General features: G+C 43.8%; 13 protein-coding genes. 4 read left to right on the top strand and 9 right to left on the bottom strand.

From position 1 onward, the window contains the following. Positions 1 to 68: 68 nt before the first annotated feature. The 4 genes from FHS10_RS01875 to FHS10_RS01860 all read right to left on the bottom strand — a co-directional run bounded on the left by FHS10_RS01875 (position 69) and on the right by FHS10_RS01860 (position 4506). Positions 69 to 548 (bottom strand): L-rhamnose mutarotase, encoded by a 480-nt coding sequence (locus tag FHS10_RS01875; protein ID WP_259087101.1) that lies wholly within the window; start codon positions 546 to 548, stop codon positions 69 to 71. A 6-nt stretch (positions 549 to 554) separates the two neighbouring features. Continuing rightward, positions 555 to 2210: a sodium:solute symporter gene (locus tag FHS10_RS01870; protein ID WP_259087095.1), complete on the bottom strand. Its 1656-nt coding sequence runs from the start codon at positions 2208 to 2210 to the stop codon at positions 555 to 557. 252 nt (positions 2211 to 2462) lie between these two features. Beyond that, positions 2463 to 3692, bottom strand: a complete 1230-nt coding sequence (locus tag FHS10_RS01865; protein ID WP_259087094.1) for an enolase C-terminal domain-like protein — start codon at positions 3690 to 3692, stop codon at positions 2463 to 2465. 1 nt (position 3693) lies between these two features. Continuing rightward, positions 3694 to 4506, bottom strand: coding sequence for an SDR family NAD(P)-dependent oxidoreductase (locus FHS10_RS01860; protein WP_259087093.1), 813 nt, complete (start codon positions 4504 to 4506; stop codon positions 3694 to 3696). A 426-nt stretch (positions 4507 to 4932) separates the two neighbouring features. On the opposite strand from FHS10_RS01860, the gene FHS10_RS01855 reads away from it, so the two are divergent. Next, on the top strand, positions 4933 to 5835 hold the full coding sequence (locus FHS10_RS01855; protein ID WP_259087091.1) for an AraC family transcriptional regulator: 903 nt from the start codon (positions 4933 to 4935) through the stop codon (positions 5833 to 5835). 170 nt (positions 5836 to 6005) lie between these two features. Continuing rightward, positions 6006 to 8291 carry a GH92 family glycosyl hydrolase gene (locus FHS10_RS01850; RefSeq protein ID WP_259087090.1) on the top strand — a complete coding sequence of 762 codons (2286 nt, stop codon included), beginning with the start codon at positions 6006 to 6008 and terminating at the stop codon, positions 8289 to 8291. Positions 8292 to 8513: 222 nt separating this feature from the next. Here the strand turns inward: FHS10_RS01850 and FHS10_RS01845 are convergent, their stop codons facing one another. From FHS10_RS01845 to FHS10_RS01825, 5 genes are all read right to left on the bottom strand, one after another. Continuing rightward, the gene (locus FHS10_RS01845; RefSeq protein WP_259087089.1) at positions 8514 to 9416 is read right to left on the bottom strand and encodes an alpha/beta hydrolase; all 903 of its coding nucleotides are present in this window, start codon (positions 9414 to 9416) and stop codon (positions 8514 to 8516) included. Between the two features lie 271 nt (positions 9417 to 9687). Further along, on the bottom strand, positions 9688 to 10065 hold the full coding sequence (locus FHS10_RS01840; protein ID WP_259087088.1) for a VOC family protein: 378 nt from the start codon (positions 10063 to 10065) through the stop codon (positions 9688 to 9690). Between the two features lie 52 nt (positions 10066 to 10117). Beyond that, positions 10118 to 10459: a hypothetical protein gene (locus tag FHS10_RS01835; protein ID WP_259087087.1), complete on the bottom strand. Its 342-nt coding sequence runs from the start codon at positions 10457 to 10459 to the stop codon at positions 10118 to 10120. An 11-nt stretch (positions 10460 to 10470) separates the two neighbouring features. Beyond that, positions 10471 to 10953 carry an NADH-quinone oxidoreductase subunit B gene (locus FHS10_RS01830; protein ID WP_259087086.1) on the bottom strand — a complete coding sequence of 161 codons (483 nt, stop codon included), beginning with the start codon at positions 10951 to 10953 and terminating at the stop codon, positions 10471 to 10473. Further along, positions 10946 to 11554, bottom strand: a complete 609-nt coding sequence (locus FHS10_RS01825) for an NADH-quinone oxidoreductase subunit A (protein ID WP_259087085.1) — start codon at positions 11552 to 11554, stop codon at positions 10946 to 10948. Before FHS10_RS01825 ends, FHS10_RS01830 begins: the two co-directional genes overlap by 8 nt. On the opposite strand from FHS10_RS01825, the gene FHS10_RS01820 reads away from it, so the two are divergent. Both FHS10_RS01820 and FHS10_RS01815 read left to right on the top strand, forming a co-directional pair. Next, positions 11553 to 12767 (top strand): BaiN/RdsA family NAD(P)/FAD-dependent oxidoreductase, encoded by a 1215-nt coding sequence (locus FHS10_RS01820; RefSeq protein WP_259087084.1) that lies wholly within the window; start codon positions 11553 to 11555, stop codon positions 12765 to 12767. The genes FHS10_RS01825 and FHS10_RS01820 overlap by 2 nt on opposite strands. Before the next feature lie 447 nt (positions 12768 to 13214). Further along, entirely contained in the window at positions 13215 to 14711 is a 1497-nt protein-coding gene (locus FHS10_RS01815; RefSeq protein ID WP_259087083.1) for a sodium:solute symporter, read from the top strand. The last annotated feature ends 175 nt before the right edge of the window (positions 14712 to 14886 follow it).

The raw sequence follows: 14886 nt of genomic DNA, 5'->3' as shown, positions 1-14886 counted from the left end.
CAGGCAAAATTGTATCGAAAAAGTTAATAATTCATCAAAAGCAATAAAAACTAAAAAATGGAGTTGTGCTAATTGGTATGGAAAACTTCTTCCATATTTTGCCATTGCTGCTTGTTAGCGGTAGCTTCGGGGAGTGGAATTTGCGTTGGGTCTGTTTCTTTCCACCAGCGCTGCGTAGTGGTATCTGAGGCCATTTTGGCCATATCTGCCTTAAAATTAGTGCCGGCATACTCAAAATAGCTAAACAGGAAGTATTTGTCATCTATTTTTTGCAGGTAGATAGAGTAATTACGAATGTTACATTCCTTTATCTTTTTGAGCACCCCTGCCCAGGCATTGGCATGTAGTTTTTTGTAATAGGCCATCTTCTCGGGTTTTAACCCGGTTACCATCCCAAAACGCTGTATTTTAACTTGCGGCTGTACAGTTGATGCAGTATTCTGTTGCCTGGCCTTATCTATCCTGCTATGGTTATAAGCGGCCAATGAGATACAAACAGTTATAAAGATGATGGAAAATACGTTGATGAAATTAACTTTTCTTATCATAATTTTTTATTTGAAGATGTAAAATAAAACAGCCATGATACCGATCAACAGTATTGATAATACTTTATAATTTCCCAGACCGGGCCACGCCACGCCCCTAAGCGGTTCCCATGGTGATCGCCAGTAAAGGGTTTGGCTTTCTTTAGTATGTTGTACCGGGTATAGGTATGATAGTACAACCTGCATAAACAGGCAAACCAAAAACAGGTAAAAGGCCATCATCATAAATGGTATCGACCCGATGAAACCAGTGGGGTAAACTTTACCAATTATAAATACAGCCACTCCAATTGCCGACCCTACCCATAAGGTATATTTAGCTGATACTGCTGATGCTTTTTCCCAGAATACACCTAGCAAAAACACACAGGTTATAGGTGGGGCTATATGAGCTATAATATCGTTAAGGCCGTTAAAAATACTTTCGTAATTATTAAGAAGTGGCAACATCAACAGCGAAACTATCAGCGATACGCCTGCTGCTATTTTACCAACGTTTACCAGTTTGGCATCAGTAGCCTGGGGCTGGTACCTTTTATAAATATCGTAGCTTACAATGGTTGATATAGAATTGAGCGCGCCAGAGATCTGGCTCATCAGCCCGGATAATAACGCGGCAACCAACACTCCTATTAATCCCGGCGGGATTAGCTGGGTGATCATTAAGGTGTAGATCCCTTTGCTGTTTACCACTTCTTTACCGTTCACGATGCTTTTTAAAGCCGATATATCCAGGTGACCGCTTTGCGCCAACGTATAGGCAAACAGGCCAGGCATAACAAAAATAAAAACCGGCAAAATTTTAATAAAGCCGCAAAACAGCGGACCGACCCGTGCATGGTTCTCGTCCTTAGCACCCAATACCCGTTGTACAATGGTTTGATCGGCACACCAGTACCAGATACCTAATACCGGGTAACCTAAAAATACAGCGTACCAGGGCATGCCACTTGCGTCGCCATGCGGCCTTAACATGGATAGTTTGTTTAATTCGCCGGTATGTTTCAGTACATCAACCATTGGTTCCCAACCGCCCATTTTGGTGTAGGCTGCGATGCTCATAATAATGGCGCCGCCCAGCAATACAATGGTTTGGATAGATTCTGTTACCACTACCGCGGTTAAACCGCCTACAACCGTATATATGGTAGTGATTACAGAGATTACAATAACGCTGGTATACATATCAACCCCAAATAGCGTATGTAATACTATGCCACCCGCCAATAGGGAAAACGCGATGTGAATGAGGATAGCCGACACCACAGATACTATGGCCAGCCAATCGCGACTGGCACGATCATATCGCTTCTCCAGGAAATCGGGCAACGTAGATACACCGGATTTGATATAAAATGGTGCGAAAAACAGTGCCAGCAGGATAAGCGTAAAGGCCGCCATCCATTCAAAATCGCCATTAAGGAGGCCGGTATCAAAACCACTTTGGGCAAGGCTTACCAAGTGGACACAAGAAATATTAGTAGCAAACAACGCCAGGCCTATCATAGGCCAGCGCAGCTTTTTACCTGCCAGGAAATACTCTCCGGCCTCATTATTATTATTCTTAGTTCGGTGCTGATGACGAATACCCGACCACAAGCCAATAATAAATATTACGGCTATGTACAAGGCACTAATGATCAGATCGGGTGTATGTATCATATCTTTTGGGAATAGAATCAAGAGTTAAGAATCAAGAATTAAGACTTTTTTTGCAAGTGTTTTCTTTTATGTCATTGCACGAAGCAATCGCGAACTATGCAGGTACGCCAACCAGGCGTGCGATTGCTTCGTGCCTCGCAATGACATGGGTATAGAACCCAGACTTACGAAGTTTTAAAAATTTCGTAAGTCTTTCGCCATTTTGTATTTCCCCTCGTCTTGCTTCTTGACTCTTAATTCTTGACTCTCTTTTTAAACTAATATCTTCAAATCACAACTGCTTCCCGGTGTTTGCGGGGTTTTGTATACGCCGCCTTCAATATTCACCGGGTTTACAAAATGTTTTTGCAGGTGTGGAATGTGTTCTAAAAACAATGCTTCATGCCCCATAGCTATGTGGTTAAACAATACCAGGTGCTGATGCAGTTGCCCCATATCACCTACATGTGGTACCACTGGGACGCCGTACTTTTTGCACAATAAACTTACGGTTATAAATTCGCTCACTCCCCCTACCCTTACGGCATCTACCTGAATAAATGATGCGCTGGCGGTTTGCAGATAATTCTTAAAAATGATCTTATTGGGTACATGTTCACCAAGGGCCAGTTTTAATGGCGATATGGCTTTGGCCAGTGTTTTATGAGCGATTACATCATCCGGATGAGTAGGTTCCTCTATCCAGTAAGGATTCATGCTTTTCAGTTTATTGCAAATAGATATGGCCTGTGGCAGATTCCACTGCTGGTTGGCATCAAGCATTACCTTAACACTATCGCCAGCTACTTCCCGTACAATGTGCGCCCTGCGAATGTCGCGCTCGGGATTTATCGATCCTACTTTAAGCTTCATGGCGGTGAAACCTTCGGCAAGCGCTATCTTACAATTCTCACGCACCTTTTCGTCAGAGTAATTGAACCAGCCTATTGAGGTATCATAACCTGGGTAACCTTTTTCCAGGATACCTTCCCTGCTGCTTTTGGTTAATTGTTGGGAGCGCAGCATTTGGATAGCCTGGTCATGACTTAGTTCATCCTCTAAATAGCTCAGATCAAGGGTTGCTACAATTTGCTCTGGCGATAGATCGATTAACAGCTTCCAAAGCGGCACGCCCCTTTTTTTGGCCCAAAGATCGTAACAGGCATTGGTGACCGATGCTAAAGCCAAATGCACCACGCCTTTATGCGGCCCCAACCAACGAAATTGCTGATCGTTTGATAAGCTTTTAAACAACTCACCAAAATTGGCCATGGTTTCTTCAATGTCTTTACCTTTAATCTTATCGGCGTAATATTGAGCGGCTTTGCAAACCAGGTCGTTCCCTTCACCTAAGGTAAAGGCGAAGCCAACGCCGGTATGGCCACTATCGTCAAATAAACGGGTTACCGCGTAAGAGTAAATTGGGTCGGTATGGATGGCATCACTGCCCGCGGCGCCATCAAGGGCGTAACGAACATCATCAACTTGTATATTTTTGATCATCTTAAATATGGTCGTTTTTTTCCTGGATAGCTTGAACAGTTTGGTTAATTACCCGGCGATAGCCCAGCTCGGCACCACCGGTTACAGGTAAAATACAACCGGTAACAAAGCGGGCCTGGTCTGATATTAAAAACAAACAGGCATCGGCCACCACATCACCTTCGGGGCAATAACCTAGGGCATGAATATCATCCAGGTAGTTTTCAATAGAATTTGCATCGGGTTGTTGCTGGCTCCATACCCGCAGCATGGGTGTCCACACACCTGCAGGCGCCACGGCATTTACCCGAATACCATACGGGGCGTAATCCAATGCCATTGATTTGGTAAGGGCACTTATAGCGCCTTTGGTAGCGCTATAGGCGGCGTGAATCTCCTGTCCTATTTCACCCACCAGGCTGCCGGTGTTCAGGATGTTGCCCCTTGTTTTTTTCAGTTCCTCAATACCATAGCGGGTGGTGTTAAAAACTCCTTTTACGTTTACATTAAATAGCGCGTTCCATTCGTCCTCGGTAGTTTCGTGCAAGGCCTTTGACGGGTTACTGATACCTGCATTATTATGAATCACATCTATCTTGCCAAAGTAGCCTACAGTTTCAATAATAGCCTGCTGAATATCGGCGGCAACGGCTACGTCGGCTTTTATATACAGGATATCTTCGGTTTGTAGTTTGAGGCGGGCCTCCTCGATGCTTCGCTCCGAATTGGAAACGATGCTGAGCTTTGCCCCAGCCGCGTTATATATTTTGGCGCACTCAAAGCCAATACCTTCGGTACCCCCGGTTAAAAAAATCACTTTGTTTTTTAGTAGCATATTATATAAAAGTTGAAGCTGAGACGTAAAATTCAATGCGCCTAAACTTTATGGTTTAAACCACCATGGTATTACCTTATAAAAAATTTGCAGACAGTTTAAGTTTATTGCCGTAAACAGCATTAGTAAGAAACTTTAAAAATATCAATCTGCAGACCTGGTTATATTGGTTATGATGAACAAACCAAAAGTAAAGCCCTGCTTTGGTGATTATAATAGGTAAAACATTTTTTTTAATGGATTATTCCACTAAGCAACCAGTTAAAATATGTTTTATTGGCATAATGGTGTGAATAGTTTGCAATTAGGTATAAATGATTGCATTTACAGATTGTTTTATCTATAATAGCATCATATACACCGGGCCGTGCATTTTAGGTAATGTAGTATCCCACTGTAATACCAATTACACCTAATATTATTTTGATGAGTAACAGCTTTAAAAGACGGCAGGGTTTTGAGGGTGAAAAATTTATCAGCATTCCTCAAAAAGTGCTGCGCGATGCCAAAGAGCGCGATCCTGAGCTTTTCCATATTTATATAACCCATATTGGTTATTTCCCCAAAGCATCGTTCCATTACCGCGAACGGCGCAAAGGCTGTGAAGACAATATCCTTATTTATTGCTTACAAGGCAAAGGCTACTTTATTGTAGATAATAAGCGCTACGAGGTGCGCAGCAACCAATACATCCTGATACCAGCCACAGATAAATACATGCGCTACTGGGCAGATAATGACGATCCATGGACTATTTATTGGGTACATTTTACCGGCGATAAGATCCAGGAGTTCAACAACTCGCTCAATTTAAGCATTAATCGCGGCCCGGTACAAACTCCCTTTAATGAAAACGCGATAAACATATGGCATAATATTTACCAAACGTTAGAGATGGGTTATAGCCTGGAAAACATTAATAGCGCGTGCTTTTGCCTGTATCATATTATAGCTACATTTTTAATGCCCGAACGACATATACAGAATGATAAAGATGATGAAGGCGACATCATTACCAAAACCATCCACAACATGCGCGATAACCTGAACAAGAAATTAAGTGTAGAGGATATGGCCGGCAAGCATAATTTATCGGTATCGCATTTTTCAAACCTTTTTCGCAAGGCTACCGGAATGCCGCCTATTGACTATTTTATCCATCTGAAAATGCAGAAGGCCTGCCAACTGCTTTATGCCAACGGCGACAAAATAAAAGCAGTAGCAGCCGAGTTGGGCTATGAAGATCCTTATTATTTTTCGCGCATTTTTAAAAAGTACATTGGTTCATCGCCAGAGCAATACCGCATTACTGCAAAAAATACGGGTTAAGGGTAACATTATCTATCCCGGCCATTTGCAATCAAATAATTGTCCATTCTTTTCACCGTTTTATCTATTGGCGGGGCACGCCATGCGTCATACTTTCGTCGGTATTGAGGTTGGCACTAACATATGCCGGTCGGCCTTGATTAAATCAATTATAATCTGCGGATAATTTTATGACACCAAAGCCATTACTAAAGTATTTGCTTGCTTTAAGCTGTAGCCTGCCCCTGTTTACATCGGCACAAATAAACCCTAAACTTACATCCTATGTAAACCCATTTATAGGCACGGGCGCGGTGAAAGGCAGTCTATCGGGCAATAATTACCCGGGAGCAACTGTTCCTTTTGGCATGGTACAATTAAGCCCCGATACGCGCGACGAACCAGAATGGGACGCGGCTTGCGGGTACGATCATAATGACAACTTCATAGCGGGCTTTAGTCACACCCATTTAAGTGGTACCGGCGCGCCGGATTTGTTTGATATTTTGTTTATGCCATACACCGGTGATGAAAAAACACGCGCAGGCAACGCCCAGCAGGCGGGCAGCGGCTATGGCTCAAGGTTTTCGCATGACCATGAATCGGCAAGAGCCGGCTATTACCAGGTTAAGCTGGATGATTACGGAATCAATGTAGAACTTACCGCAACGGAGCACGCAGGTTTCCATAAGTACACCTTCCCTAAAAACAGCCAGGGCCGGGTGGTTATTGACCTGAACCATTCTACAAAAAAGCCAAACTTTGGCTGCCATGTTATTGCCGCTCAATTTCATATGGTGAATGACCATGCTATTGAGGGCTTTAGGGTGATCACCGGTTGGGCCAAGTTGCGCAAAGTTTATTTTTATACCGAATTTAACAAGCCCGTTAAAAGCAACGACCTAATTGACGGCGGCACCCAATATTTTGACCAAAAACTCCTAAACGGTACCGACTTACGCGCTGTACTCAATTTTAATACCGGCGATGGCTCACCCCTGTTGGCCAAAGTGGGCCTATCTACCGTAAGTACCCAAAATGCCAAATTGAACCTTGTAACCGAAATACCAGGCTGGGATTTTAACCAAACCGTTGCCCAGGCCAACGCCAAATGGGAAACCGAACTGGATAAAATAAAGGTTGAAGGAACCGAGCAGCAAAAACAGATCTTTTATACCGCGCTTTACCATACCTGTATTCAACCCAATAATTATGCTGATGTAAACGGCGACTATACCGCTATTGACTATACTGTGCATAACAGCAAAGCAGGCTTTTACAGCACTTTTTCTTTATGGGATACTTACCGTGCGGCTAACCCGCTTTACACGCTTATACAACCGCAGCGCACCGCGGGGTTTGTAAACAGCATGCTTAGCCAATACCAGGCTTACGGATATTTACCCATTTGGCAATTGTGGGGGCAGGAAAACTATTGTATGATAGGCAATCACGCTATCCCGGTTATTGTAGATGCAGCGTTGAAAGGCATCCCCGGTTTCGATATTCGAAAAGCTTACGAAGCGGTTAAAAACTCGTCCACCACAGATCATCCCGGCTCGCCGTTTAAGGCCTGGGAAAAATACCACTACATGCCCGAAAACGTGTTAACCCAATCAGTATCGGTAACCCTGGAAATGGCTTACGATGATTGGTGCGTTGCTCAATTAGCAAAAAAGCTTAACAAAACCGCCGACTATGCCCATTTTATGGAGCGCTCACAATATTTTAAAAACCTTTACGATACGCAAAGCGGCTTTTTCAGGGCTAAGAATAATGATGGTAAGTGGTTATCGCCCTTTAACCCGCTACAATATGGTGGCAACGGCGGCAACCCATATACCGAGGGCAATGCATGGCAATATTACTGGTATGTACCCCAGGATGTTAAAGGTCTGATCGCATTAACAGGCGGCGACAGCAAATTTACCGCCAAACTGGATACCTTCTTTACGCTCGACAGTAAACCGGGCGAGGTTAACGGCAATGCCTCCGGCTTTATTGGGCAATACGCTCATGGTAACGAACCAAGCCATCATATTACCTATTTGTATAACTATGCAGGCCAACCCTGGAAAACCCAGTATTATGTAGCCAAAATTTGCAGGGAGTTATACAATACCTCGTCATCGGGTTACGCAGGCAATGAGGATTGCGGGCAAATGTCGGCATGGTACGTTTTTAGCGCGATGGGATTTTACCCGGTTAACCCGGCCAGCAGCGTTTACGTGATAGGCACGCCGGTGATGCGTAAGGTGGTAATGCAGTTGCCGCTAAATAAAAAATTCACGGTGCTTGCACCAAACAGTTCGGCCGATAATATCTATATCCAATCGGCAAAATTGAATGGCAAAGCTTATACGCATACTTTTATTACCCAGCAGGATATAACGAGTGGTGGTACCTTGGAGTTTGTGATGGGGCCAAAGCCTAACGAGCATTGGGGTGTGGCGCTGGCTGACAGGCCGGTGAAGTAATGACCATTTAAAAAATCGTCATTTTGTTTTTTAAATCCGGAAGACTTTGAAGGTGAAATGACAATATAAAGCTATGTCATTGCGAGGCACGAAGCAATCGCGAACTTTGCAGATCCGCCCTGTAAAGCATGCGATTGCTTCGTGCCTCGCAATGACATGGCGGGCTTGTAGTGGGTAGGAACGACGCAATGACATAAAAAAACATTTCCAGGCGAATACCTGCTACCTCATATACTCATCCAAACACGCAAAAACCTTACTCCTGATATCCTCAGCATCAAACATAACACCGAAGTGCGGGGCGTTGGGTACAATGACCAACTCATTTTTTACGCCAACCAGTTTAAGATTAAGACTTAACGCTACCGATTGCGATGGATTTACCGCCTCGTCCTTTTCGCCCTGTACAATCAGAAACGGCGGGTCATTTTTATCTACATAAGTTAGCGGACTGGCAATTTTACCCAAATCCGGCCTGTCAAAAGCGCTTGCACCCAGGAGTAGGGTAATGGCGTTCTGCGCACCTTTATCTAAGTTACCTGCAAGCGAAAGGAAATCTGAAGGTCCATAAAAATCAAGCACCAGCTTTATCTTAAACGAAGGCTTTTTACCATCGACATAAAATCCTTTAATATTGCTATTGTTGGATAACCCCATCAGTGAAGCCAGGTGCCCTCCTGCCGAAAAACCGATCAACGCTATTTTATCAATATCTAATTTATATTGGGCCGCATGGCTGCATAAAAATGCCACCGCCTGGTTACAATCCTGAATTTGGGCAGGGAAAGGTGCTGTGGTACTCCAACGGTAATCTATCGATGCGATGGCGTAGCCTTTATCAATAAAACCCTTCAATGTTTGGGTCATGTAGCCCATATCGGCATATTTATCATTCATTCGCCAGCCGCCGCCGTGAATCCACACGATGAGCGGGTATTTGGTTTTGGCAACCGGCGGCAGGTAAACATCTAAAAGATGTTTTTTAAGCGTATCACCGGCGTAATTCACGTCGCTGTAAACCATAGTGCCTTGCGGAAAGAAATCCTGCTTCGGTGCGGTTTGGGCTGATGAATAGGTTGAGAAACAAATAAAGGCGATAAATAAATTGAGGCAGTTCAGTTTCATAATGGCTTAGTTTACGACAGATAAATTTAGGGATATTATTGCTTTGGGCATATCAGAAAAAATCGCTTTCAGAGAGGGGGCACCTGACGGAGCCAAAAAGCCAGGCAGGGTTTAGCTACAAACACGATACTCCTACGGAGTGTTGAAAAAGCATTTACCTAAAAAATGGTAATTACAGGCTACAGCGTAGCCACGTATTTATAGCAACTAAATAAACAATGAATTGGCTCCGTAGGTGCCTCCTGTTTTACTTCAGTTAAAATCCGCTCTGCTATAAGCCAAGCCGTTGTTCTAATTGAAACATGTTCCCTTCCGGGTCTTCGCCATCGCAAAACAAAGCATTAATGCCCGCGAAAGATTTGATCTCTCCTAACAAAACACCATTACCTATTAATTGCTCCCTTAAACCGGCAAGATCACTCCCTATCTTAAAAACTAACTTTGTATTGCTTACCGCTTTAAATTCTTCGGTAGTTTGGTATGCTTCGCCAATTTTATGAAAAGCGAGTTCCATTGCCCCGGCTTTTAAAACTACCCACTGGTCTTCAGTCTCTTCAACAAGTGAAAATCCAAAGTTTTCGACGTAGAAATCTTTTAGTTTGGTAATGTTTTGGCCGAAGAGTATGATTCGGTATAAGGCGATTTGCATTTTTTACAATTTAGACAATTCCAATAACAAATTTCACCCTTGTTCCTTTAAATTAATAACCATCTTCCAATTCGCATATCGCCAATTCGGGCTGCTTAACAGAACATTTTATCCAGATAGAGTCGCCGGCTTTTAACTGTTGTACATTGCGATCCCAGCCACCATTGTATTCATAAGATATACCATGAACATTGTATTTTATTGAAATTGAATGTCCTTTGGAGGAATGGAAATATGTGATCAGGCCTTTCAAATATAAAGGCGCTTTGTGAATTTCAGCAAGCTTAATTACCTTATCCTTATTTCTTTTGATATCATATAGTTCCAATGAACCGATAAAAACAGCCATAATTACGATAAGAGTTAGCAAGGTTTTGCGGGTATCTTTTTTCACACTGACATGAATTAACCCCTCACCAAACTCTCACCCTCAATCTTCTTTTGCAACTCTAATATAGCACCGATTAAAGCCTCAGGGCGAGGCGGGCAGCCTTGCACGTAAACATCAACCGGGATCACCCTATCAACACCTTTTACTACGTGATAACCATGTTGCCAATACGGGCCGCCGCAGTTGGAGCATGAACCCATCGAGATCACATATTTTGGCTCGGGCATTTGCTCGTACAGGCGTTTAATGCGCTCGGCCATTTTGAAGGTAACGGTGCCGGCTATAATGATCACATCGGCCTGGCGGGCAGATGGACGCGGGAATACGCCAAAACGGTCAAGATCATATGTAGATGCCATAGACCCCATCATTTCTATCGCGCAGCAGGCAATTCCGAAACTTAAGGGCCAAAGGGACGACAGACGCGCCCAGTTTAGCAGATCATCTACTTTAGTAACTACTACGCCGCCGCTTTCGCTGGTGATATCACTACTCATTTGCAGGCTTTTTAAAAGTGGGTTTAAACATGGGCTTTCTTACGGCTGGCGCTTCTACAGGAGCATCAACAGTAACCGCTTCCACAACGGGTTCATTAGTCATGCTAAATGGTTTTACAACAAACTTGCCCTGTTCCAGGTTAAGTTGTTCGTAAAACGATGCCGGGATATTTACATCAGTTGTGGGTACGGTTGGTTTGGCTTTTATCCATTCCAGGTCGCCTTTGGCCCATACGTAAACCAGGCCAAGGATCAGGATGCCCAAAAACACAAACATTTCGGCCAGCGAAAACCATCCCCAGCGATTGTCCTGAGCTATTAGTTCATGATTACCAAAAACAGTCGCCCATGGAAACACAAACACCATCTCGACATCAAATAACAAAAATATTAAAGCGATAACGTAAAAACGCGAATTGAAGGGCAACCAGGCATTACCGGTAGGCTCTTCACCACATTCATAGGAAGTTAGCTTCTCGGGATTGGGATGATTGGGTGCCAGCAACCTGTTGAAAAAAAATATCACGCACACCATAATTATTCCGGTGAGCAGAAAGATGAGTATCTTTCCAAATTCTGATATTTGCGAAACCTCGGTCATGACAACAAAATTAACAAAACAAACCCATTTCGACGCAATAATTATTGGTGGCGGAGCCTGCGGGCTGATGTGCGCCGTGCAAGCCGGCTTTTTGGGTAAGCGTACCCTGATCCTGGAAAAGGCCGACCGCGTGGGTGCCAAGATCCTGATCAGTGGCGGTGGTAGGTGCAATTATACCAACCTATACGCTACAGACCAGCAGTTTATTTCGCAAAACCCGCACTTCTCTAAATCAGCGTTTTCGCAATGGACGGTGGAAGATACCATCAGCTTTTTTGAAACTTACGGCATTGAGGGCAAGGAAAAAACTTTAGGTCAGCTTTTCCCGGTGAGCGATAAAGCTAAAGATGTGGTACAAGTTTTTATCGACCTGTGTGCCGATCTTGACCAGGATATCTGGTGTAACGCCGAAGTTAAAATAGTGGAAAAAACTGACGACGGTTTTACTGTTCGGGTTGAAATTGACGGCAAACAGGAATATATCAGCGCGCCAAACGTGGTGATTGCCGCCGGTGGTTTACCTATCCCTAAAATGGGGGCTACCGATTTCGGGCTGAGAACCGCGCGGCAGTTTGACATGAAAATTGCCGATACCGCTCCTGCCCTGGTGCCTTTAACCATTACGGGTAAAGACCAGCCCTGGTATGAGCAATTGAGCGGCAACAGTATTTTTTGCCGGGTTTGGAATGACAGGATCAGCTTTGAGGAGAATATATTGTTCACCCATTGGGGCTTGAGCGGCCCGGCTATATTGCAGATATCCTCCTACTGGAAACCCGGCGAATCTATTTATATAGACCTGCTCCCCAACCAAAACATTGCCGACCTGATACAACTGGAAAAGGAAACCAACGGCAAAAAGATGCTGCTGGCCTACCTGGCAAGCCTTTACACCCGCAAATTTGCCGAAGCGCTGAGCGATAAGCTCCCGGTTGAAAAGAACCTGGCATCGCTCACCAAAACCGAAATTGAAGATCTGAGTGAACTGATCCACAACTTTAAAGTAAAACCTGCCGGCGATAAGGGTTACGATAAAGCCGAAGTAATGCGCGGTGGCGTATCAACCGATGAGTTATCATCCAAAACACTGGAAGCAAAGAAAGTGCCCGGTCTGTTCTTCGGCGGCGAGTGTGTGGATGTTACCGGCTGGCTTGGCGGTTACAACTTTCAATGGGCCTGGGCAAGCGGCTTTGTGATTGCGCAGAATATTTGAGGGGAAAGAGGTCGGGAAGTCTGGAAAGTCGGGAAAGTCCGAAAGCTTTTTGATCTCACTTTGAATAAGCAATATAAAATTATGTCATTGCGAGTTGTAAAATTTCGCGAAATTCTGAAGGTGGAATGACAACATAAAGCTATGTCATTGCGAGGAACGAAGCAATCGCGAACTGTGCAGATCCGCCCTGTATAGCATGCGATTGCTTCGTGCCTCGCAATGACATGGTGGACTTGTCATGGGTAGGAACGAAGCAATCGCGCGCGTACAAATCCGCTCTGTAAAGTTCGCGATTGCTTCGTTCCTCGCAATGACATGGTTTAATCATGCAAAGGAGTGTCAATTTCTGCCTAACATTAAGTTTGTGATTATTTGATTTCTTCTGTACTTTGCAAAGTACCTTCCGGACTTTCGGACTTCACCGACTTTCGGACTAAAAACACGTATATGTCGCCTGGAGTATTACTTTCTTTTATAATCGGTTATTTTTTGGTGCTGTTGGTGATCTCCTGGCTTACTTCAAAAAAATCGGCAGATAACGATACTTTTTTTGTGGCCAACCGTAACTCCAAGTGGTACCTGGTGGCCTTTGGCATGATTGGCACAGCGCTTAGCGGTGTAACTTTTATTTCGGTACCTGGCAAGGTAGGCGCGCCATCCGGCGACCAATTTTCCTACTTTCAATTTGTACTGGGTAACGCTGCAGGCTTTATCATCATAGCCACTGTTTTACTTCCGCTTTATTACAGGCTAAAACTCACTTCCATTTACAGCTACATTGAGGGTGCTTTGGGTACCTGGAGCTATAAAACCGCGGCGGGTATCTTTTTAATCAGCAGGGTAATAGGTTCGGCATTCAGGCTTTATTTAGTGGTGATCGTGTTACAGAAGTTTATTTTTGATAGTTATCATATTCCCTTCGCAGTAACCGTACTTATTTGCTTGCTGCTCATTTGGTCGTACACGTTTAAAGGCGGGTTAAAAACCATTATTATTACCGATAGCCTGCAAACGTTTTTCCTGGTGCTATCGGTTTTTCTGTCAATCTACTTCATTTGCAGTAGCCTGCATATGAATATTTTTGAAGCGGCCGATGCAATAAAAAACAGCAGTTACGCCAAGATCTTTTTCTTTAATGACTTTTTGAGCAGCAAATTCCATTTTACCAAAGCGTTTTTGGGCGGTTTATTTATCACCGTAGGAATGACGGGGCTTGACCAGGACCTGATGCAAAAAAACCTGAGTTTAAAGAACATTAAAGAGGCGCAGAAAAACATGTTCAGCTTTACAAGCGTGTTTGTGGTAATCAACATTTTCTTTTTAAGTGTGGGTGCCTTACTTTGGATGTATGCCAATAAATACGGCATCCACGTGGAAAAAACCGACTACCTATACCCTACCATCGCCCTTAAATACCTGGGCATTATGCCCGCGATGGTTTTCATGTTAGGTTTAACGGCGGCCACGTTTGCCACTACAGATTCTGCATTAACCGCCTTAACCACCTCTTTTTGTGTCGACTTTTTAGGCTTCAACAAAAAGGCCGATATCAACAGCAAAAAAATGGTTGGCACCCGCCATGCGGTACATATCGCCTTTTCGGGACTGATGTTTTTAACCATCATTATATTTAACGCAATTAATAACGACGCCGTGGTAAGCGCCATATTTGCCGTAGCATCCTATACCTATGGACCATTACTGGGCTTGTACTCCTTTGGCTTGTTTGTGAGTAACCGGCAGGTAAGGGATAAACTGGTACCTTTTATTTGCGTTGCGTCGCCTGCAATATGCTACTTTCTAAACGCTGAGTCAAAAATACTTTTAGGAGGCTATGTTTTTAGCAATGAGCTTATCATTGTTAACGGATTAATTACATTTGTTGGGCTATGGGTAAGCTCAAGTCCGAAAGTAATTGAAGTCGGAAAGTCCGAAAGTCAGTAAAGTCGGGAAGATTAGAAGTTTACCTGCAAAGCGTTTATAAATTGCATCAATAATGAAACATAAATAATTTTTACAAGTATTAATAACCACGAAGTTTCGGAATTTACCGGGTCTTCAAACTAAAAAACTAAACACTTCCGGACTTTCGGACTTCCCGACTTTCCGGACAAAAAAA

The sequence above is a fragment of the Mucilaginibacter dorajii genome (assembly GCF_024808255.1).
GTDB lineage: Bacteria > Bacteroidota > Bacteroidia > Sphingobacteriales > Sphingobacteriaceae > Mucilaginibacter > Mucilaginibacter dorajii.
The sequence above is the reverse complement of the archived record's forward strand: the minus strand, read 5'-3'. Positions and strand labels throughout refer to the sequence as shown.